The organism is Psychrobacter sp. DAB_AL43B (assembly GCF_900168255.1).
In the GTDB taxonomy this organism is placed as follows: Bacteria; Pseudomonadota; Gammaproteobacteria; order Pseudomonadales; family Moraxellaceae; genus Psychrobacter.
In genome coordinates this window covers 2509249-2532397 of record NZ_LT799838.1, presented here as the reverse complement: position 1 = coordinate 2532397, position 23149 = coordinate 2509249, and the positions used below count along the sequence as shown (strand labels likewise).

Sequence of the window (23149 nt, the reverse complement as noted above, 5' to 3'; positions counted from 1 at the left end):
TTGTTATAAACGAACCAGCTATCATGGCTGGTTTTTTAATGGTTAAAAACTATTAATATTAAAGTAGAACTATAAGCTTTCTTATTGCTGTAACACGTATGCTTAAGCTGAGATAGTTGTTCAGCTGAGATAGTTGTTCAGCTGAAATAGTTGAATTGGTGCTAGTCATGACCATTTAATATATATGTTGCTATAGTAAGAAGGTTGCTATTCGAATGCTCTGAAAGGCAGTCTGATATTTGCCTTTAGAGAGCACTGCTTGTTTGATTTAGATTTTTATTCTTCCATTGATATACTTTTATAGCTTATACCAATTTATAAACGCCATGACGAGTTCTATTTATGAATGATTATACCCGTACCGATACCCATAATTCTTACGATGTTGAGACTGATATTCAGGCCAATACGACGCTTGCGCCGCATCGTGCGCATTTGCAACTGGCAATTGAGGGAATGACGTGTCAGGCCTGTGCCTCACGAATCGAGAAGGTACTTAATAAAAAGCCTTCGGTATATGAAGTCAGTGTGAACTTTGCAGGCGAGACCGCCAATGTAGATTATGATCCGACGCAGACAACGCCAGAGCAGGTGACGGAGTGGGTCAATAAGACCGGCTTTGTGGCCAATTTACAGGCAGCTGATAGTTTGTTTTCACAGACGGATGAGGATACAGCAACTCAGTATCCGTGGCGCTTGATTGGATTGTGGGTTTGTTTGCTGCCATTTTTGGTGGGTATGGCAGGCATGCTTGTTGGTCAAGGTATGGCATGGATGCCACCGGTTTGGATTCAGTTCATACTAGCGACGATTGTGCAATTTGGTTTCGCATTACCGTTTTATAAGAGTGCTTGGGCGTCAATCAAGGGCGGTCTTGCCAATATGGACGTCCTAGTCGTCATCGGCACGGTGACTATTTGGGCGTATTCGACTTATCTATGGCTGACGCATGGCGATGGCACTTTGAACAGCCTATTGCAGAGTAGTCACGCTGGCGGTCATGGCGGTCATGGCGGTCATGGCGTTCATAATGGCCCTGCCGTTTATTTTGAAGCAGGCGTGATGGTCATTGCTTTTGTACGGACAGGTAAATATCTTGAAGAGCGTACCAAAAAGCACAGTTTAAACAGCATTGATTTACTATTATCGCTGACACCAGACGAAGTCGAGCAGCAGCAGCCAAATGGTGACTTCCATAATGTGGCTCTTAAAGAAGTACAAGTGGGTGATATCTTACGCGCTAAGCAAGGTAGCCGAGTCGCAACCGATGGAACCGTTATCGATGGTAGTGGTTGGTGTGTGGAAAGCCATTTAACGGGAGAGTCCGTACCCCTTAAAAAAGAAGCTGGTAGCGAGCTGCTGGCAGGTGCCTTGGTCGAAAACGGTAGCTTACTATACCGTGTACGTGCCAAAGGCAGCGATACTAAGCTGGGTGACATGGTACAAGCGCTCAGCGACGCACAAGGCTCAAAAGCCAATTTGGCTCGTCTTGCCGATAGAGTAACGGCGATCTTTGTGCCAGTTGTTGTGACCATTGCCTTGGTTACCTTTGCGTTGACGTGGTGGCTGACAGGTATGGTCGATACCGCCTTGATGCATGCAGTATCAGTATTAGTGATTGCTTGTCCGTGTGCGCTTGGTTTGGCAACGCCAGCGGCTATCATGGCTGGAATGGGTGTCGCTGCTCGGCATGGTGTTTGGTTTAAAGATGCCCAAAGTCTTGAGGCTGCAGGTAGTATTGATACCGTTGTCTTGGATAAGACAGGTACATTAACCATTGGTAAGCCTACTATCGTTGATGAAGTGATGGTTGATAAGTCACTTGCTGTTGATGATGTATTACAAATAGCAGCGAGCGTTGAAGCGCATGCCAGTCATCCGCTCGCTACTGCGCTGATCAATGCTGCCGCAGAGCGTCATTTGCCATTATTGACCGTTAATGATATTAGCGTAGTAAAGGGTGCGGGTATACAGGCACAAATTGAAGGGCTTGGGGTTATAAAGGTCGGTACCGCAGAGTTTGCTAACCTCACTTTACCTAAGTTGATGCCAAAAGTATGGCAAATTGCTAGTACCGTGGCGATTAGTATTAACGATGAGCCGCTGGGTGCTTTTGCCTTAGCTGATGATTTAAAAGCGGATACGCCACGAGCAATTACTGCGCTACAAGATGCTGGCATCAATGTGATTTTGATGAGCGGTGATAAACAATCTGTCGTCGACCATGTGGCAGGACAACTGGGTATTGAACAAGCTTATGGTAAGATGAGCCCGCGTGACAAAGCCAGCCAAATTGCTTTATTGCAAACGGCTGGACATAAGGTTGCTATGGCAGGGGATGGTGTTAACGACGCGCCAGCGATGGCGACCGCTGATGCTAGCTTTGCGATGTTTGAAGGTACCGATGTCGCACAGCATAGCGCCTCTGCACGCTTGATGGGTGAGTCGCTCATGCATATTGATGCGGCACAAAAAATTGCCCAAGCAACGCTACGCAATATCAAGCAAAACCTGTTTTTTGCCTTTATCTATAATTGCATTGGTATTCCGCTTGCCGCTTTTGGTTTTTTAAATCCTATGATTGCTGCTGCTGCTATGGCGCTAAGCTCCATTTCGGTATTGATGAATGCGCTACGCTTAACGCGGTTTAAAACCGAGGTTGAGCTAGACAATACGGTATCTAACTCTAATAAGGATAAAAAGCGTCCAGTGAAAGCTTAGGTTTTTTTTACAATTATAAAAGTCTAGTATTTGCGATATCACCTTTACTTGAGCATACCGATAATTGCCAATCTTGCTATTTATGTTTTATTTTATGCTCGCAAGTTGGGGTAAGATAAAGGAAGTTTGGCAAAATATATGCTATGATGCCAAACATTATAGCCGGCTGTTAATACACTAAATAAACCTTTAATATAGCTCAAAAATAGTGCTCAAAATCAGCCGATTATACCAATATGCAAAGCTGTTTTGGGCGCATATGCTATACGATATTTTGCTTTATCTTTTTTGTATTCTAGCTGCCGTTATTTACCCCCTAAACTTGGCATGACCAAAGGAATTAACAGACATTATGTACGCTGAAGAAACCAACAACGTCACCGCAATTAAAGACATTCGCGCTCGTGAGATTTTAGACTCGCGCGGTAACCCAACGATTGAAGCCGATGTTATCTTAGCGGATGGCACTATTGGACGTGCCGCCGTACCAAGTGGCGCATCAACTGGCTCACGCGAAGCCGTTGAGATCCGTGATGGTGACAAAGATCGCTATATGGGTAAAGGCGTCAGAAAAGCAGTTGCCAATGTCAATAGCCAAATCCGTAGCGCTTTAATGGATAAGGACGTTAGTGAGCAGCAGAACATCGATGACACTATGATTGCGTTGGATGGTACGGACAACAAAGATAACCTTGGTGCCAATGCCATACTTGCGGTCTCACTTGCTGCCGCAAAAGCTGCCGCGCAGTCGCAAAGCTTACCGCTGCATCAATATATTGCCAATTTGCGTAATCAGACTTCGTTGACGATGCCTGTGCCAATGATGAACATCTTAAATGGTGGCGAGCATGCGGATAACACGGTTGATATTCAAGAGTTTATGATTGAGCCGGTTGGTTTTACCAGCTTTTCAGAAGCGCTACGTGCCGGTACTGAGATTTTTCACAGCTTAAAGTCTGTTCTAAAATCACAAGGTTTAAGTACTTCAGTGGGTGATGAAGGCGGCTTTGCTCCTAACTTACGTAGCAATGAAGAAGCTATTACGGTTATCATGCAAGCGATTGAGCAAGTCGGTTATAAAGCAGGTGAAGACATTCATCTAGCCTTAGATTGCGCTGCTACTGAGTTCTACAAAGATGGTAAATATATCTTGGCAGGCGAAGGTAATAAAGCCTTTGATAGCCAAGGGTTCTCAGACTATCTGGTAGGATTAGCACGTCAATATCCTATTATCTCTATCGAAGACGGTCTTGATGAGTCAGATTGGGATGGCTGGAAGTATTTGACTGAGCAAATTGGCGATAAAGTCCAATTGGTCGGTGATGATTTATTTGTGACCAATCCTGCTATCTTGCAAGAAGGTATTGATAAACATATTGCCAATGCTATTTTGATTAAATTTAACCAAATCGGCACCTTATCAGAAACGCTAGATGCTATTTATCTGGCGAAGAAAAATGGCTATGCAACCATCATTTCACATCGTTCAGGTGAAACCGAAGACAGCACCATTGCTGATTTAGCGGTTGGTACTGCTGCTGGTCAAATTAAGACCGGCTCACTGTGCCGCTCAGACCGTGTTGCAAAATACAATCAGCTACTACGTATTGAGCAGCAAGTACGCGCAAGCTATCGTGGCCGTGAAGAGTTTATCGGTCTACGTGGCTAATGAGCTGAACTTATAGCTAAAGCTGGGCGATATATAATTGCTTATATATCGCTTAGCAAGATTAGCCAGTTTTTATTCTATTATCTCTATATCGTTTGGCGTTATCAGCTTATGAAATACTTTAGCCAATTTATACTACTTGCTTTAGCCGTTGCCGTGCTGTTAGGACTGCAATATCAATATTGGCTGGGTGAAAATGGTCGATTTGAGCATAATAAGCTCCTGACTCAGGTTGAAGAGCAGCAACGCTTAAATGACAACCAAGTATTAGCAAATAACTTATTGCGTACGGACGTAAATGATTTAAAGACAGGTCTTGAGGCTGTAGAAGAACATGCTCGTTTAGATTTAGGCTTGATTAAGCCAAATGAAACCTTTGTACAAGTATCAACGGCACCAACCACACACAGTCGTTATTAATTTTTGCACCCATCGCAATGAGCCGTTATTAATAATGATGGTTTCGCGCAACTTTAAGCCTATGTTCTTATTAGTATTTATTCAGCTCCAATCATATAGTCATGGAATCAACCCATGAATACTATTTTACGAACGCCGCCTTATGAACCCCGTCTTATGAATACCACCCCTAATATACACGCTATGATTGTCGCTGCTGGTCGTGGTAGTCGTTTTGGCGCCTCTATTGCCAAGCAATATACGATGCTTCAAGGGCAAACATTGCTACAGCACAGTGTGGCACGACTTGCTGATAGTGCTTATATCGATAGCTGCTTATTGGTCGTGGCAGCAGATGACAGCATTGCACAGACACTAAATTTTGCGCTTCCTATTTATTATGCTATTGGCGGTGCTGAACGTTGGCAATCGGTACAGGCAGGAGTAGAGGCGATTATCAATGCAGGCGCTGCTACAACGGATTTAGTTGTAATCCATGATGCAGCGCGTCCCGCTGTGCCCAGCCATGATATCGATCAAGTCATTAAGGCGGCAATGCTAGAGCCTTACGGTGCCATCTTAGCGACACCGGTCGCTGACACTCTAAAGCAGGCGTATTCATCGTCTGACACAGCATTACTTTGCAAGGAGCCTAGCGCTAAGGCTGAGCTTATCAATGGCTGTAGCGACCATCATATCCCGCACGCTTATGCCCAAAAAACGATTGATCGCAGTAATATGTGGCAAGCACAAACGCCGCAAGTATTTCGACTCGGTCAATTGAAACAAGTATTGGCCTATGTCTCTGAGCATAAGCTTGCTATCACCGATGAAGCCAGTGCTTTTGAATACTTGAAATTGCCGATTCGTCTAGTCACAGGCAGTCGCCAAAATATTAAGCTAACTTATCCTGACGATGCGATATTGCTCGCAGCGATTGTTACTGCTCAATCACAATAACCATCACTATAGTCAACTTAATATATAAGAAATATACCCCCAATAGCCTTTTTCTAGCATCAGGCTCTTTCGCGTGCTGTGCTATTTGCATCTTAGAGGCCTTGAAAAACTTATCTCATCACCACTCTATTCTTTTAAAGTTTATCGATTATAGCTAACCAAAATCAGTTCGATATTGTCTAAGTAATCCTACAGATTTTTCCTTCCTACGATAAAGTATTAGTCCTTTATTCTATAACCTCTCTAAAAACATATTTAAAAACCCTAATAAGAATATTTCTAAAACATTGTTGGAAGTTAATAAGTTGTTACCCAAGATAAAGATATATTGCTTTGATGACTAAACTAACCTATGATGTAACCAACTTAATACAATTAATATAAACATTTATAAAATCAATAATATACCAAGCCGAATGATTGTTTTTTAAGGTCTTGTCTCTATGTTTTTTCTAAAATGAGTATGGTTGTCTTAGCTATATTTACCTAATAATAGGGAGAAGCTGATTGTCAACGGTCAATGATTCGACCAATCCAGTAACGCCAGATCTCTGCCAGCTTGTATATCTGAGCCATATTACTGCAACTGGGCTTTCAAATGCCAGCACGCTTAACGACATTGCAGAAATCGCGATTAAGCACAACAAAGTCGATAATATTACAGGTATTCTTTGCTACGGCAACGGCTACTTTTTCCAATATGTAGAAGGTTCTGAGCAAGCATTGACCAATCTCAAAAATCGCTTATTGGTAGATGATCGCCACAAAGACCTAAAAATATTGGATTTTTCAGTACTTTCCGAGCGTCATTTTTCTAATTGGTCATTACGCTCTATTACGCTTGAGCGCTGGATGGTTAATGAGCCCAAGCTTAAAGCCTTTATGCCATTTAAGCCCGATAGCTGGCAGCCTAATGAATGGCAGCAGTTTTTAAATATTTTGCAACAGCACTACGAAGAGCAGCAAGAAAACGTCGATATTGATACCCATCCTATAAAGTATAGTACCTTAGGTTTGACGTTAGGAAAAGTAGTGGGGCAGCACCAAGCCTTCTTCTTAATTCAGACCGTATTGGGTGGGCTAATTGTATTGGCACTATTATGGTTGATATTAGCAGATAAAATTTGGTGGGGTTTCTAGATATACAGCGTTCATTCGCTCATTAAGTAATAAGCCAGCATAAATTGCTGGCTTTTTATTTTCATAAAAATATGAAAGCTAACTTAACGGTTAGAAGTAAAATCACAGTGCATAGATAATTACGAGTAGTTGAGAAGTGAAATAGTATAGCTATCAAGGTAAAGTCGATACTGTGAATCAGTGCTTTGATAGCCATGTGTTACTGCTATAAATTATTTTAGCTTGCTACTTACAAGCGTGGCAGAGACTGTGAAAAACTAATCTCAGCAACACGTTCTCGTTTTTAAAGTGAATCGACGATATTCAGCTTTGACGATATTCAGCTTTAAAGAAAGCAATAGACATAAAAAAAGCCCCCTCATAATAAATTATGAGGGGGCTTTTCGGTGGTACGCTTATCAGTCTTATTGAATGCTTTGCAGCAAACTTGCTAACAAGTGACGCCAGTTAGTGGCGTCCCCAGGGGGATTCGAACCCCCGTTACCGCCGTGAAAGGGCGGTGTCCTAGGCCTCTAGACGATGGGGACTAGTACAACGCTTCAACTGCTTTCACCATTTATGTTGAAGTGGTGCGTATTCTAATAGCCTCTGCGTTTTCTGTCAAGCCTTTTTCTTCGTCTTTTTAAAATTAAATATCTTTTTTTGAGGGCTCGGCGCGGATGTAGGTCATTACGCTTTAAATGATAGCGAATCCATAAGGAGGTACATGCGCTAATGGTTAAAGCAAGCAGCATATAACCGATAATGGTTCCCCATAACTTGAGTTGTGGATCCATAATAAAGTCCCTCCTATTAAGCCCTGAGAACAATTGCTATCAAGTTAGTGTGAACTACTTAAACCATCTATAGGATATTAGGGTGTCCTCAAAGACAAAAACAAGAATTGATAAGTGAGCTATCAATTCCACTTAGACAATAACCAGCTGGGCTGACAGTTGACCTACTTATTATTGCATTAACCATATCCATATTGATTAAAAATCTAGATAACAAAGTTATAAATTTAATAAGTCATAAAGTTAACAAGTCAGTATTATTTTTTTTCTAATACTTAATAATAAGTATAATTTAAAAATAACTATCTATTGTTTAGTTATTGTTTAATGTGTCTTCATTCGATGCTTCTTCAACGGCCGGTGCATGTAAAGCATTGCTCAGCATAGGATAAGAGTTAAGAATGTGACAAAACAGCTCAGCAGTCTTTTGTGTGTCATATAGCGCTGAGTGAGCGTCATTGCCATCAAAATCAAGCCCTGCCGCTTTACAGGCGCGTGCAAGCACCGTCTGTCCAAATGCGAGTGCTGATAAGGTCACGGTATCAAAGACTGAGAAGTTATGAAAAGGATTGTGGGTTTTATTATTGGTACGTAAGACCGCGGCATTTAAGAATGCCAAATCGAAGTGCGCATTATGTCCAATTAAAACACATTGACGGCAGTCTTCAGCACGGCGTACTTCTTTTAAACCTTTAAAAATACGGCGAAGGGCGGTTTTCTCATCTTCAGCAATCGCTTTACGTAGTGGATTGTTTGGATCTATACCGGTAAAAGCCAGCGCGCTTGGCTCAAGATTTGCGCCTTCAAAAGGTTCGATATGCGCATTGAAAGCCTCACCTGGATAAAATACGCCTTGCTCATTAAGTAGCACAGGAATACAAGCAATTTCTAATAACGCATCGGTTTGCGCGTTAAAGCCTGCGGTTTCAACATCAACGACGACAGGTAGAAACTTACGAAAACGATCTTTTAAGCTCATGGGCGCTGGTTCTTTTGTTGCGGTGTTTTCAGTAGAAATACTTGGCGCAACATCGAGGTGGTCTTCTACATTGTTGGATAAATTATCTTTAGGTAAGGCGGCATCATTTTGAGTGGTCATATCAGGTTAAATCGCTTTTATCAGTCGAGCTGTGGTATTTAATGAAAGAGTTGAGTTAAAAAACAAACATCCTACGATATAAATGTACCCTTTTAATATAAGGGCGGCATTGATATTGTAGGATAAAATAGAGGTAACTCTAATCTATAAAAATAGAGTGCGCTGGGCCATACTTAGTAAACGTTAGCCTTTAATAGACCAAGGTAAGGTTTCGCCTGCCATTAGCGGTGTTAATGAGCTACCATCGAAATAAGGGTAGGCTGTCGGCACTTGCATAGGTACGTTGATGAGAGTGATAGTGCTCTCATTGATGGGTAGACCGTAGAATTGCGCGCCAAATCGGCTAGTAAACCCTTCTAGCTTGTCGATTTTACCAACACTATCGAACGCTGTAGCGTATAGCGGTAGCGCAGTCGCTGAGCTATAACAGCCAGCACAGCCACAAGCAGCTTCTTTTTTATCGGTCGCATGGGGAGCAGAATCAGTGCCTAAAAAGAATTTTGGATTGCCACTGGTCGCCACATCTAATAATACTTTTTGATGACTCTCGCGCTTTAAGATAGGCAGGCAATAAAAGTGTGGTTTGATACCACCAAGCAATAAATGATTGCGGTTAAACATCAAATGCTGCGGCGTAATAGTGGCGGCAATTTGGTTACCTTGTGACAAGACAAAGTCAGCTGCATCACTGGTGGTGATATGCTCCATCACAATTTTCATGGTGGGGAATTTTGTGATAATTTGTGCCAATACCTCGTCTAAAAAGCGCTTTTCACGGTCAAAAATATCGACATGATCGTGAGTCACTTCACCATGTAGCAGCAGTGGAAGATTATATTTTTCTAATGCCTCAAATATATCCACGCAGGCGTTGATGTCGGTGACGCCATCAGCAGAGTTGGTTGTTGCACCAGCAGGATAAAGTTTGACCGCTTGTACAATACCTGATTTTGCGGCCATCTCGATATCTTGCGCGGTGGTTGTATCGGTGAGATACAGAGTCATGCGCGGGTCAAAAGCAGCCTTACGCTCAGCAGTCAAATCACTGGCTTCTAGATGTTGCATGATACGCGCACGATAGGCATGGGCATCATCGACATTCTTGACAGGCGGCACCAGATTTGGCATACAGATAACACGGTTAAAGCTTTCTGCTGCATGAGGGACTGTGGTTGCCAACGCTTTATCGTCACGCAAATGAATATGCCAATCATCTGGCTGAAGGATGGTTAATTCTCTAATCGAATCAGTCATAGTAACATCGCGCTCTATATCGTCATATATGGGAGTAAAAGGGAGTCTTGCTGTGCTGCTATCATAACAGATTTGCCTACTTGACTAAATATGTGGCTAGATATCTATACATAAATTATAGGCGATTTTTTAATATATCAGGGTTTGATAGTGTGTTAAGTCTACTGTAAAAAATGTAATTATTGATTAACTAACTTCTAAATATAAGCGAAAACCGCGTAGCTAATGGCAGTGCTACTTTTGCCGGTAGTAAATATGATGTACACTGAGCAGGCAACCTATTTTTCTTTAATTTCGACTTATCATTAGTATTTTTACTTCCCATTAAATTTATTCGACAATAAATTCTTATATTAGGAGTTATTCATGGCTCAGCTTGATCCGAAAACTATTAATAAAATCGTGTTGGCATATTCAGGTGGTCTTGACACCTCAATCATCGCCAGATGGCTACAAGAAACCTATGATGCGGAAGTGATTACTTTCACCGCTGACATTGGTCAAGGTGAAGAAGTTGAGCCTGCACGTGCAAAAGCTGAAGCAATGGGTATCAAACATATCCATATCGAAGACTTGCGCGAAGAGTTTGCCCGTGATTATGTATTCCCAATGTTCCGCGCCAATGCCATCTATGAAGGCGAATATTTACTAGGCACTTCTATCGCGCGTCCACTAATCGCCAAGCGTTTGGTTGAAATTGCAAAAGAACATAACGCTGATGCGATCAGTCATGGTGCGACCGGTAAAGGTAATGACCAAGTCCGGTTTGAGCTCGGTGCTGTTGCTTTGTCTCCTGATGTGGTCACCATTGCGCCGTGGCGTGAATGGGATTTGTCTAGCCGTGAAAGCTTGATGGAATATGCGAAAGAGCATAATATTGCCATTGATTATGCCGGTAATAAGACCAAATCTCCTTACTCAATGGACGCTAACTTATTACATATCTCTTATGAAGGCGGCATCTTAGAAGATCCGTATGCTGAAGCAGAAGACGATATGTGGCGCTGGTCAGTCAGCCCTGAAGAAGCACCGGACGTGCCGCAATATCTAGAGTTAGAGTATGAAAAAGGCGACATCGTTGCTATCGATGGCGAAAAGCTTAAGCCATACGAGATTATGATTAAGCTTAATGATATTGGTGGTAAGCATGGTATTGGACGCTTAGATATCGTTGAAAACCGTTATGTTGGTATGAAGTCACGTGGCTGTTACGAAACGCCAGCTGGTACTATTATGCTAAAAGCGCATCGCGGTATTGAATCATTGACGCTTGACCGTGAAGCGGCGCATCTAAAAGATGAGCTGATGCCACGTTACGCTAAGATTATCTATAACGGCTATTGGTTCAGCCCTGAGCGTATGATGCTACAGGCCTTGATTGATAAATCACAAGAATATGTCAATGGTACGGTACGCTTAAAGTTATATAAAGGTGCTGTTAGCGTCGTGGGTCGTAAATCAGATGATTCATTATTTGATGAAAAAATTGCGACTTTCGAAGATGATGCAGGCGCTTATGATCAAAAAGACGCAGAAGGCTTCATTCGTTTAAATGGTCTACGTTTGGCGATTGAAGCCAGCCGTGGTCGCGATTTATCTAAATAATTTTTTTTAGCTGAAAGCTTTTCAGTTAAATCACACATAAAAAACAGAGGCGCTATTTATATAGCGCCTCTGTTTTTTTATTGCTGATATGTTTTTATTAATACACTTTTTAAATACTAGTTTTTGAGAGCGGTTTTTCTACTTAGTTTTTTCCGCTTTTTCATCATTAGGCTCATCTTCGTCTACCATTACGATAGCCACATCTTGCTGCTGACGCTCTTCCGCACTAGGCTTCTGCTCTAACAGTTGTTCTTTGGCAAGCCTGATACTGTCAGATTTTTGCTTGTAGTATTTGAGGGTTGCTAGTCCACCAAGCAAACCGATAACAAGAATGATAATCAAAATAACAGGGTTTTTCCAGAGGGGTATTGATGCCTCGTACTCAATCGGCTTTTCGCTGGTTGTTGTCGGCGTATTGTCATTATTGCCACCGATTAATCCTAAGCTGACCAGCGGTGGCTTTGGTGGGCTGGCAGGTTCAGAGGTGATACGTAATCGATTGCGCTGCAAGTATATTTCTGAAATCTTGGCCAATTGTAGCAACCAGCGCTGGTGTGGCAAGGTGATAGCAGTCATCTCTGCAAACACCAATAAATCATTATGTTTGCCTTGCTGGATGTTTTCAGATGAGCGGCCAATCACTTTTAAATAATTCCCTGTGGCCAGTTGCATGTCTTGCACAGGCTCATAATGCTCGGGTTGGAATGCTGTCAGCTCGTGCCAATAAGAATCAAAAGGTGGCGGGATGCCTGACAGCTGCTCAGCATTTAATAAACGCCGCTCTGAGCTACCTTCGGACTCTACTTCTAAAGAGTTTTTTGCTGGTGAAATAAGTTCTTTGTCATCGTTAGTATCAGCTAATGCGACAGATGCTGGCGTTGGCTGGTTGGCCGCAAAACGTGCTGTGGATAAAAACTGTGGTTGTAAAGCAAACCATTTATTAATTTCATCATTATCAAGTTGGCTATATTCCACTAGAATAGCCAGCTCACGCAGCACGATAACGCATAGAGAGGTAAGTAAAATTTGCACTTGTGGCGTTGTCGCGTCAATCTGTGCGGCAATATGGTCGCTGGCTTTGATCACGCGTGCACTATCATGGAATATCGCATCGGCTGCATCATGACGATGGTATAACGTTGCATTGAGGGTCGCAAAGTTCATAGAGTTATACTGCCGTAGCTCTTTGACCGCATGACGCCCAAACAGTTTTTTGCTAACAGTTTGTCCTTGGTGACGCTGCTGATAAGCGAGAAGGGCACTGATGATCGCTTGCAAGCTGGCGTCCATGGCTAAACGCGCCTGCGGTAATGAAAGCTGAGCGGCATCTGCCAATAATGACACCATAGGCTTGGTATCTTGATATAGAAAATCATACATCGACACACGTGTCGGTGAAATTGTCGTCATAATCTGCTAGCATCAAAAAGTGTGCCCCTATATTACGGTGCCAAATGTCTTGATACAATCCCTTAATAATAGAAAACTTCATTCATTTTTTATAATGCTGTTAGTAATGATATATATGAACTGCATGACAGATGGAATACAGCTATGACAAATAACGAAAACCTTTTGACGCAGCTAGTCATTAACATTGCTCAGCAAACTTTGACGCTATACAAACAGAAAAAAGTTGTTGCTCAATACACCGTATCTACCGCTAAAAACGGCATAGGCAGCCAACAAGACAGTGGCTGTACGCCACTCGGCAAACATGTGATCGCAGAAAAAATAGGTTTAAGCGCGCCTAGTAATGCCGTATTTATTGGTCGTGTAGCTACTGGCGAGATATATGATGAAGCTTTTGGTGCGTTATATCCTGAACGCGATTGGATATTGAGCCGCATTTTATGGTTAAGCGGTATTGAGGAAGGATTTAATAAAGGTAGCAATTGCCAAGGCGGCTGCGATACTTATCAGCGCTATATTTATATTCATGGCACACCAGACAGTGAACCTATGGGTGTACCGCTATCGCATGGCTGTATACGTATGCGTAATCAGGATATTATTGAATTGTTCGCGCAGGTAGATGAAGGCACGCCCGTTTCTATTATTAATGATGTTTATGATATCAATGACATTAGTGGCATTGCTCACATCACTGATATTTATGAATAGTCTAAAACAGTAATCATATGCGGCGTTATAAAATTTATTAATAGTCTTACAGTTATAAAAGATGACTTTATAGCAGACGAGTTTACAACAGTCACTTACAAGGTTATTTATAAAATAAAATTAACAATAACGAACGGATATTAAGTTATTTGCTACAATACTTACCGATATTGTGAATCTATTGAAAATAGTTGCTAACTATCAAGAATATATAATCCTACTCTCTTAAGTGTATTAATAATAACAACGAGGAAAATAATAATGACTACCGCCAGTCTAGTGAGTCTACAACAAGCTTTTGATGAACGCCGTACCATTTATGCTTTGGGTAATAATCTGCCAGTAGATCCAAGAGCGATTGTTAATATTGCCGAGCGCGTGCTGCTACATACACCATCTGCCTTTAATTCCCAGTCATCTAGGCTAATCGTGTTATTTGGCGAGCAACATAAACAGGTGTGGGATATTGCCGAAGATAAGTTACGTCAGGAAGTAGGCGATGGTGATTTTGTAAGTAGCAAACAAAAGATGGATAGCTTTCGAGCAGGGGCAGGCACGGTTCTTTTTTATGAAGACAAAGAAGTCACAAAATCGTTGCAAGATAATTTTGCCTTATATGCTGATAAATTCCCTCTGTGGGCGCATCAGACCTCAGCAATGCATCAGTATGCTATGTGGACAGAGTTACGTACGTTAGATGTTGGTGCGAGTCTCCAGCACTACAATCCGCTGATTGATGAGGATGTCGCAGTGGCATTTTCAGTTCCTAAAAATTGGGATCTAATCGCGCAAATGCCATTCGGCAATATCCTTGAACCTGCTGGTAAAAAAACTTATCAGCCGCTTAATGAGCGTATGAAAGTATTTGGATTAAATGATTGATCAGTTATTAATAAAGTAAAAAAACATAAAAAAGACAGCTCATATTTATGATGCTGTCTTTTTTATGTTTATACCAACTTAATAGCCCACAAGGTTAATCAGGGCAATTCAAAGCTATACTATTTTTTTTACCAAAACGTCGCACAATCTTGAATACGACCTAGGCGCTTTTGCAAGCGTTTAGAGTCATCTTTTAAATTAGCAGCAAACCATCCTGTACCATATAAAGCATTAGGGTCAGTGATTGCCTTGTATTGATAGCACTGCTGATAATAAGTCATATCGACTTGTTTACCGAGTAATTTTTGTGCTTTTACCACGCGTTTTAGCCAGCGTTTGGTTTTCTTCTTGCCATATAAAGGTGCGGAAAGCTCACCAATATAACGTAGGTTGTTAAGCTGATAGTGTAATTGCTGCTGCGCTTGATATTTATCATTGTTTTTCAAACTGAGGTTTTTTGAATCAGCACTGGTTGAATCAAGGCTGTCACTATCAGAATTAGCATTGATTACATCATTCAGTCTTTCCTCGGTTTTAAGAAACTTTGCCTGCTGTTTAGACAGTATTTTTGTGAGATGACCTAAGGCAGTCTTATCTGCTTGTGGCTCAAGGCTAGGGTCGCTCATGGTAAAGGCAATCAGCTCCAGTAAAGTTAGCTGAAAGTCATTGGCGCTGACCGCATCGATAGGTGTTGTTTTTATAGCTTCAACATCTGTCGTCCAATCTACCATTGGTGCGCCATGCTGTTGTAGCATTGGCTCAATATGGGTAGCAAGATAACTAAGATCGTAATAGTCGCTGAGTAAAGTCGCTGTTTGTTTGATTATGAGCAACCAATCAGGATTGACTTCATCAGAGAAGCTGGCAAATGCGCTTAGCGCAGTACGTAAGCGGCAAAGTCCGATATACAGTTGCAAAACGTGTTCATGGTCAGTGCTGCCATCCACGATAGCACTGCTGTTCGGTAGTATTTGTAATAGACAGTTATGGACGACTGCGCGTAAAAAAGTGGGCATACTACTGTCTTTATTTATATTAAGCTCACTAAGGTTAGCGCTAATAGCAGGGCTGTGGTGTTGTCCTTTGATAAGTAAGCCCCCACGTTCAGCTTTGGTCACGGTGGATAAGCATAATTTATAGCGCTTACACCATACTTTAGCTGTCGCAAATAAAAAATCCAAATCTCCTGATACGAGCTCAAACTCTATCTCTTGAATGACGTTTCGCTGAGTATCGTCACAACCATGGATTATTTCTCCATGGTCATATGCCACCTCAATGCTATTATCGCTAACATCAATTTCATTGCTGCCGGCCTCTATGAGTAATCTAGTGGTGCGCTCTACATCAGTTACATAAAGCCGTGTTAATTTTTTAGCCAGTTTTTTGAGCTTAAAATCTGCTAACGCTGGGGCAATAGCGGTGTCTTTATAAATGCTTAAATCAGGCATTAGGTCGTTATTGTCGAGCATCGCTTGCACCTGCTCATTGTCCAACGTTAAATTGTGCTCTAAACGTGCTGCAATACCGTCACCGCCAGCTTTGATGGTCTGTACCCAAGTATTACCCTCACGACGAATACGCAAGCCAATACCGGCCTGTGCAAGCTGCTGATCAGGTGTATCATAATAATGAGCAGCCATTTGCGTCACCTGTGAAGATTTGACTTTCGCTTGACGCATCAAACCTTTTAATCGCAACTCTGGCACCAAAAACTTTAGCTCTATCTCTTGCATGACGGCTCCTAATGACTCTAATAAGTTTAAGTAACTACCATCGTATGAAAGCTATCCATTAATGACAAGTAAAGATTTTTTTATAAATAAAAAGTCCAAACATTAAAGATATACTTTTAATAAGCAATCACTATAATTAGAATGATTCATCAAACAAAAGTGGAATATAGGTGATTGATCAAATGATGAAACCTACAGCTGATACATGCAAAAATGGTTTGGAGATTAAAGTAATGAAGCTATGTGAACAAAATAAGTGTGACGCCAGTGACTCTTACAAAGTAGTGAGTTTTAAAACCTTGGTATTACCAATAGCGCTGCCGACAATATTAGGCTCACTGATATTCATAGGCGGTTGTAGCGACTCTTCTGAATATGCAGAGAGCAGTGCTGATATGGAATCGGTTCAGTCTGTAACGGAGGAGGCTACTGATAATAGTGAGATAAATGGCATTATGTCCGATGTGGCAGCTGATTCATCTGATTCAGCTGATAATACATCAAATGCTAAGCCTACTTCTAACGATTTAAGTATTGATAATCTATCAGGTGACAGTGAACAAACACTTGGCAGCCAAGTGGCGGATATTCAAATCGCTGGCAAAGAGCTGTTAATAACGGCAAGTGCAAATTTCAAAGTCAAAGACGTCGTCAAGAGTAGCGCTGCCATTGAGAACTTAACGCGGCAACAGGGTGGTTATGTGGCGCTCAGTAATATTAGCAACCATCCAAATGATAGCCGTACCTTTGTACAAGATGATAAAAATATTACGATCACCACTTATACTCGTCAAGCTGAAATGACGGTTCGGGTTCCGCGTGTCAACATCAATAAGTTTTTAGCACAATTACAACCGCAAGTGGCTTTTTTAAATGGGCAGGAATTTACTGCTGAGGACGTTACCTTAGATATTTATCGCGAAAAGCTGGCAAGTCAGCTGGGTAGCGATATGGCAAGTGAGCTTAGCCAAGAGCGACTAGATAGTAAGAACAATAAAGATCAAAGCAGTAATGTCGATGCTATCACTGCCACTTATGCCGCGCGTCGTCAGCAAGATCTGGCTAAGCTTGAGCAGATGGATATCATTGACAAAGTTAAATACAGCACCATCCGCTTGACCTTTATGCAGCCGGATATCAGTTATAAAGAAATCACGCAAAATCTAGATGTGCTATTAGATGCTGAGCGTCCAAGTTTTGGTGCACAAGTGAAGCAAGCATTTAAACATGGCTGGGAGATGCTGAGATCTTTTGTACTGGGCTTAATACAATTGTGGTGGTTAGTCGTACTTGCTGGTGTTCTGTATTTAATTTATAGAATGGTAAAAGCCCTCTATCGTAAATTATTCAAAAATGATGCACACCTAATAAACCGTAAGCGTGAGTTGATGGATAAAAACCATGTACGTAAATACTCAGCAGAGTTAAATAAGAATCAGACAGATGATAATAATAGCGGCGACAATAAGCCTTCTAACTAAAAGCTAAGTTCTTAAATGAAATACCTAATGAACACGCATAAAAAAGCCGCCTTACATGATGTAAGGCGGCTTTTTATGTTACTGCTATAAAGTGCTTATAGATTAGTTCTTATTTGAACTGATCCATTGTGTTTTTACCGCCGCCAGCTTTTAGCGCGTTGTCACCAGAGAAGATTTCTTTGTGATCATCACCGATGTCAGAACCAGCCATTGCTTGGTGCTTGACACAAGCGATGCCTTCACGGATTTCTTTACGTTGTACGCCAGCAGCATAAGCAAGCATACCGTCTTCACCGAAGTAGCCTTTAGCAAGCTCATGCACGCTAAGTGCAGTAGTGTGATAAGTCGGTAGGGTGATTAAGTGATGGAATACACCCGCTTCACGTGACGCATCACGTTGGAAGTTTCTAGCTGCTTCGTCAGCTGCGGTATCAAGCTCAGTACCGTCGTAATCCGCACTCATCAAGTCATCTTTGTTGTAGGCAGAGATATCTTTACCTGCTTTTTCCCACTCAGCGATGATTTGCTTACGGAAGTTAAGCGTCCAGTTGAATGATGGGCTGTTGTTATAAACAAGCTTGGCTTTTGGCTGTTGCTCTTTAATACGATCAACCATCATTTTGATGTGTTCAACGTTTGGCGTTGGTGTCTCGATCCATAGTAGATCAGCACCGTTTTCAAGCGCAGTAACACAGTCAAGTACCACACGGTCGATATTGGTTTCTTCACGGAAAGAGTAAAGACCGTTAGGTAGGCGCACTGGACGTACTAGTTTGCCGTTATGCTTAAGCAAGCTGTCGTTCTCTTTTGCATTTTCTAGTGTTACTTCTTCCATTTCGATAAAATCGATGTATTTAGAAGCCAAATCACCTGGTTCATTTGATACTGGGATTTTTTGTGTTAGTGATGCGCCTTCAGAGTCAGTACGGGCAACGATCACGCCGTCTTCAACACCAAGCTCTAGGAATGCATAACGAAGTGCGTTTATTTTTGCGATATAGTCTTCATGCGGTACAGTAACTTTACCCGCTTGGTGACCACATTGCTTAGCGTCAGATACTTGGTTTTCGATTTGTAGTGCACAAGCACCCGCTTCGATGATCTGTTTAGCTAGTAAATAAGTCGCTTCTTCGTTACCAAAACCGGCATCGATATCAGCAATGATTGGCACAACGTGTGAATCAAAGTTCTCGATTTTTTCTAAAATAGCAGCAGTATCTTGACCCGCTTCTTCAGCAGCGTTTAGCTCACGGAAGTAATCGTTCAATACTTTTGCATCAGCTTGACGTAAGAAAGTGTAGATTTCTTCAACTAGCTTAGCAACTGAAGTTTTCTCATGCATAGATTGGTCAGGTAATGGACCAAACTCAGAGCGAAGTGCTGCAACCATCCAACCTGATAGGTAGATGTAAGTTTTAGACGTCGTACCGAAGTATTTTTTCTTAGCGTACATCGTTTGCTGTGCAACAAAACCATGCCAAGCACCTAAAGACTGGGTGTATTGTGAGCTATCGTTATCATACTCTTCCATGTCTTGACGCATGATTTTTGCAGTATATTTTGCGATATCTAAGCCCGTTTTGAAACGGTTTTGTGACATCATACGTGCCGCATCGACTTCACTGATATTCTGCCAGTTGCCGTGCTTTTGTTTTAGTTCACGTACTAAATCGATCGCTGATTTATATGCAGTTGACATCTAAACTTCTCCATTGGTGGTGTATAAATTAGTAAGTTAAAATAATTTAAATAACTTCCGTATATATATAAAGATGCTGGCAGAGGTAAGAATTTAAACCTCTTACGTTAGCAATCTCTACTAAACTATAAGAAAATCGTCATAAAAGCAATAAAAACCTGTCGCTTTGGTCAGCTTTTATTATTTGGTGTATTATTTGGACTGTTATTTCAGAGGTAAATGGTTATTTTATAAGACTTATTCGTCTACCAAAGTGCTTATTACCCTAAACGATATAAGGTGTTGATTCAAGCTTAAAGACAAATCAGAGCACAAAATTAAGTTTGCGTAAGGTTATATAGTAAATTTTATGTCCGTATTTATGCATAAAAATACGATAAAATATAGTTGGTAGCTTATTCATTAAAACGCAGGCTAACGGTCTAACGTTTAGCAACTGCCCCCTAAGCGCTTGCTAGCCACTATAGCTAGGTTACCTTGATTTATCTAGTTTATGATTATTATCTTGGGTATTTTATTTAGTTATAGTATAGGTAAAACAATGGCTTGTGATGGGTGAATTCAGTTATAATAAGAATATTCCAAAATAATTAACACAAAAATATCCTTAAATCATACTGTTATAGAGAATTTTTTGCCACATAGCAGGGCAAAATCTGCCGCGTTTGTAATAGTATTTATTCTAAGGTAAAGAGACGAATATATGAATTTGCAGCGGGTTGATTTAAATTTACTGGTACATTTGGATGTGTTATTGCGAGAAAAAAACGTAACGCGCGCCGCTGAGCAGCTTGGTATTACCCAGCCTGCTATGAGTAATATTTTGCGGCGTCTGCGAAAACTGTTTAATGATCCATTGTTGGTACGCTCATCTGAAGGTATGACGCCGACCGAACGCGCCCTTGAGCTGCAGCCACGTATCCGTGAGATATTGGCTGATTTGACACAAGTGTTAGAGCCGCGCACCGAATTCCGTCCTTATAGTACCTCGCGTGTTTTTCGTATTATGACTTCAGATTATGCTGAGGCGACCTTGGTACCGAAATTGGTAAAAGCGCTACGATCAGAGGCACCCAATGTCATTTTGGATTTCTTGACACCATCGGACGTCTCATATCGTGATATGGAGCAGGGGCGAGTCGATTTGGCCATTAACCGTTTTAATGAAATACCGCAAAGTTTTCATCAAGTGTTGGTATGGCGCGATACCTTTAGCTGCCTACTGTCCTCTGACAGTCCTTATGCTCATCGCTTTAATCTTAAAAATTATCTTAAAGCGCAGCACGTCTGGGTCTCTAAAACTGGTATGGGCGTGGGATTCGGTGTCAATCCAGAGAAATCTGGTGGCTTAGGTTCTATCGATCAAGCGCTGCAGCGTTTAGGACAAAAACGCCAAATCAGTGTCTTTACCCGTCACTATCAAATGCCAGCAATGCTCGCGGCAAATAAAGATTTGGTTGCAACCTTACCCACTCGAGTGGCAAAAATGCAGGCAAATAACGACAGCATTATGATGGTCGAGCCACCATTTTTTATCCCTGAATTTGAGCTGACCATGGCGTGGTCACCGTTATTACAGCATCATCCGGCGCATCGCTGGTTGCGCCAGCTTATCATGCATGTAGCACGTCAAATCGTCGATGATGAAGAGAATCCACCACAAGAGATTCCGATTATTAACCACTTATTTTAGTGGTACTGCTGCTAGGTTATTAAATAACTTAGCACAAGCTTAAGTAGCTTTTATCCATAATCTATCCAGGTTATTTCTTAAACCAGCCATTGTGCTGGTTTTTTATTTGTCTGATTTTTTGCTCGACATCTCATCGTGATGAATACTAGTACAGTCACATTCTTAACATCTTACGCACACTTCTTCATAAATTGTAAAATTTCAACCCCTATGCTTTGTTATGATAATTGTCTATTAAGAAAAAAGATAAGCAGAGCAGTCATTATTAAGGTAAGCAACAATATCGAGATTTTTATTAACCTTAATAAACAGTGCTTAGTTAATATGATTTTAACTATGTTAGAACAAACAAATAAATAAGGATAATTATCATGGCAGATATTACCACTGTGAACCCGACGACGGGTGAAGACATTAAAGACTATACTTATATGAGCGATGATGAAGTAAATAAAATTATCGAGGCTTCGCATAAGGCGTTTTCGGACTGGCGTTTGGTTAGCCATGAAGAGCGTGCCAAAGTGATTAATTCTATTGGCGATACGTTGATGAAGTATAAAGAAGAATTGGCAAAACTGATGACCGAAGAGCGTGGCAAAACATTAGCAGCCAGCTTAGGCGAAGTTGATTTATGTAAAGGTATTTGTGATTTTACCGCCAGTGAAGGTGCAGCCGCTCTAGCCGATGATAAGCGCGATATCGAAGGCCTTAAGCAGGGTTTAATTAGCTATGATCCTATCGGTATTATCTATGGTATCCAGCCATGGAACTTTCCAGCCTACCAAGTATTCCGCTATACCATTGCCAATCTAATGGCAGGTAACAGTATTTTACTTAAACATGCCTCTAACGTCACAGGTTCAGGCTTATTGATTGAAAAAATCATGCATGAATCTGATCTACCAAATGATTTGTTCCGAGCATTAATTATCAGTCATGATCAATCTGGAAAAGTGATTGAACATGAGAAAGTACGCGGTGTCACATTAACGGGTAGTGACGTAGCGGGTCGTGTTGTAGCACAACAAGCAGCTAAAGTACTGAAGAAGACCGTCATGGAGCTTGGTTCTAATGATGCATTTATTGTATTAGAAGATGCCGATTTAGATTTAGCCGCGGCAACCTGTGCTCATGCACGCTTATACAATAACGGTGAAACTTGTATTGCTGCCAAACGTTTTATCGTCGTCGATAGTGTCTATGATAAGTTCCGCGACCTTGTTATTGAGAAATTCAATAACTACAAGGTAGGTGATCCAATGGAGGACTCTACTGATGTGGGTCCGATGTCAAGTAGTAAGCAGCGTGACAACTTGCATAAACAAGTTCAAGAGAGTGTAAAAAAAGGCGCAACCATTACTCTAGGTGGGGAAGTCTCTGATAAGGCAGGTGCGTTTTATCCACCAACTATTCTAGAGAACATCACCCCAGAACAGCCCGCTTATAAAGATGAGCTATTTGGTCCCGTTGCGGCGCTGATTCGTGCTAAAGATCAAGACGATGCGTTCCGAATTGCTAACGATAGCCGTTATGGGTTAGGTGGCGCTATTTTCTCTAAAGATGAAGAAAAAGCGATTGAATTGGCTAAGAAACACTTTGATACCGGTATGGTTTATATCAATGGCTACGATTTGGTCAATCCAGGACTGCCATTTGGCGGTGTTAAGGACTCAGGCTATGGCCGTGAACATGGTGGCTTTGGTATAAAAGAGTTTGTAAATATCAAAGCAGTCCATGTGGTTGGTAAAAAACCTGCTTAATTTTAAATCTCTTTAGCTATGGCATTTATGGCATTTTAAATACCCCGTTACTGAGTAGCGGGGTGTTTTTTTCTATAAAAAATAGCGATTAAAGCAGACATAAAAAAGCAGAACAATTAATCATTGTTCTGCTTTTTTAATAAATCGATTA

General features: G+C 41.4%; 17 protein-coding genes and 1 tRNA gene. 11 read left to right on the top strand and 7 right to left on the bottom strand.

Annotated elements, in window-relative coordinates:
- Positions 1-342 precede the first annotated feature (342 nt).
- The 5 genes from DABAL43B_RS10735 (at position 343) to DABAL43B_RS10715 (ending at position 6889) form a co-directional block, all read left to right on the top strand.
- On the top strand, positions 343-2721 hold the full coding sequence (locus tag DABAL43B_RS10735; protein WP_079692359.1) for a heavy metal translocating P-type ATPase: 2379 nt from the start codon (positions 343-345) through the stop codon (positions 2719-2721).
- Positions 2722-3073: 352 nt separating this feature from the next.
- The gene (eno, locus tag DABAL43B_RS10730) at positions 3074-4390 is read left to right on the top strand and encodes a phosphopyruvate hydratase (protein WP_079692358.1); all 1317 of its coding nucleotides are present in this window, start codon (positions 3074-3076) and stop codon (positions 4388-4390) included.
- A 111-nt stretch (positions 4391-4501) separates the two neighbouring features.
- Positions 4502-4810 carry an FtsB family cell division protein gene (locus tag DABAL43B_RS10725; RefSeq protein ID WP_079692357.1) on the top strand — a complete coding sequence of 103 codons (309 nt, stop codon included), beginning with the start codon at positions 4502-4504 and terminating at the stop codon, positions 4808-4810.
- A 114-nt stretch (positions 4811-4924) separates the two neighbouring features.
- Complete coding sequence (locus DABAL43B_RS10720; RefSeq protein ID WP_227516678.1) at positions 4925-5749, top strand: IspD/TarI family cytidylyltransferase; 825 nt, start codon at positions 4925-4927, stop codon at positions 5747-5749.
- Positions 5750-6256: 507 nt separating this feature from the next.
- The gene (locus DABAL43B_RS10715) at positions 6257-6889 is read left to right on the top strand and encodes a BLUF domain-containing protein (protein WP_079692356.1); all 633 of its coding nucleotides are present in this window, start codon (positions 6257-6259) and stop codon (positions 6887-6889) included.
- Between the two features lie 451 nt (positions 6890-7340).
- Here DABAL43B_RS10715 and DABAL43B_RS10710 read toward each other — a convergent pair.
- From DABAL43B_RS10710 to pyrC, 4 genes are all read right to left on the bottom strand, one after another.
- Positions 7341-7416, bottom strand: a tRNA-Glu gene (locus DABAL43B_RS10710).
- A 51-nt stretch (positions 7417-7467) separates the two neighbouring features.
- Entirely contained in the window at positions 7468-7665 is a 198-nt protein-coding gene (locus DABAL43B_RS14185; protein ID WP_145952533.1) for a hypothetical protein, read from the bottom strand.
- 313 nt (positions 7666-7978) lie between these two features.
- Positions 7979-8764 carry a ribonuclease T gene (gene rnt, locus DABAL43B_RS10705; protein WP_079692355.1) on the bottom strand — a complete coding sequence of 262 codons (786 nt, stop codon included), beginning with the start codon at positions 8762-8764 and terminating at the stop codon, positions 7979-7981.
- 183 nt (positions 8765-8947) lie between these two features.
- Positions 8948-10018: a dihydroorotase gene (gene pyrC, locus DABAL43B_RS10700; protein ID WP_079692354.1), complete on the bottom strand. Its 1071-nt coding sequence runs from the start codon at positions 10016-10018 to the stop codon at positions 8948-8950.
- Positions 10019-10384: 366 nt separating this feature from the next.
- Here pyrC and DABAL43B_RS10695 point away from each other — a divergent pair, with 366 nt between their 5' ends.
- A complete protein-coding gene (locus DABAL43B_RS10695; protein ID WP_079692353.1) occupies positions 10385-11623 on the top strand; it encodes an argininosuccinate synthase in 1239 nt (412 codons plus the stop codon).
- A gap of 138 nt (positions 11624-11761) precedes the next feature.
- Here DABAL43B_RS10695 and DABAL43B_RS10690 read toward each other — a convergent pair whose 3' ends face one another.
- Positions 11762-13033 carry a hypothetical protein gene (locus DABAL43B_RS10690; RefSeq protein WP_079692352.1) on the bottom strand — a complete coding sequence of 424 codons (1272 nt, stop codon included), beginning with the start codon at positions 13031-13033 and terminating at the stop codon, positions 11762-11764.
- Positions 13034-13177: 144 nt separating this feature from the next.
- On the opposite strand from DABAL43B_RS10690, the gene DABAL43B_RS10685 reads away from it, so the two are divergent.
- Entirely contained in the window at positions 13178-13747 is a 570-nt protein-coding gene (locus tag DABAL43B_RS10685) for a L,D-transpeptidase (protein WP_079692351.1), read from the top strand.
- Positions 13748-14008: 261 nt separating this feature from the next.
- Positions 14009-14629: a nitroreductase family protein gene (locus tag DABAL43B_RS10680; RefSeq protein WP_079692350.1), complete on the top strand. Its 621-nt coding sequence runs from the start codon at positions 14009-14011 to the stop codon at positions 14627-14629.
- A 128-nt stretch (positions 14630-14757) separates the two neighbouring features.
- On the opposite strand, the gene DABAL43B_RS10675 is transcribed toward DABAL43B_RS10680, so the two are convergent.
- Entirely contained in the window at positions 14758-16365 is a 1608-nt protein-coding gene (locus DABAL43B_RS10675; protein WP_079692349.1) for a CYTH and CHAD domain-containing protein, read from the bottom strand.
- A 182-nt stretch (positions 16366-16547) separates the two neighbouring features.
- Between DABAL43B_RS10675 and DABAL43B_RS10670 the strand changes: the two genes are divergently transcribed.
- Positions 16548-17846, top strand: a complete 1299-nt coding sequence (locus DABAL43B_RS10670; protein WP_145952532.1) for a DUF4349 domain-containing protein — start codon at positions 16548-16550, stop codon at positions 17844-17846.
- Between the two features lie 109 nt (positions 17847-17955).
- Here DABAL43B_RS10670 and DABAL43B_RS10665 read toward each other — a convergent pair whose 3' ends face one another.
- Positions 17956-19545: an isocitrate lyase gene (locus tag DABAL43B_RS10665; protein ID WP_079692347.1), complete on the bottom strand. Its 1590-nt coding sequence runs from the start codon at positions 19543-19545 to the stop codon at positions 17956-17958.
- Positions 19546-20248: 703 nt separating this feature from the next.
- Here DABAL43B_RS10665 and DABAL43B_RS10660 point away from each other — a divergent pair.
- Entirely contained in the window at positions 20249-21238 is a 990-nt protein-coding gene (locus DABAL43B_RS10660; protein WP_079692346.1) for a LysR family transcriptional regulator, read from the top strand.
- Positions 21239-21609: 371 nt separating this feature from the next.
- Positions 21610-22998 carry an NAD-dependent succinate-semialdehyde dehydrogenase gene (locus DABAL43B_RS10655; RefSeq protein WP_079692345.1) on the top strand — a complete coding sequence of 463 codons (1389 nt, stop codon included), beginning with the start codon at positions 21610-21612 and terminating at the stop codon, positions 22996-22998.
- Positions 22999-23149: the final 151 nt, after the last annotated feature.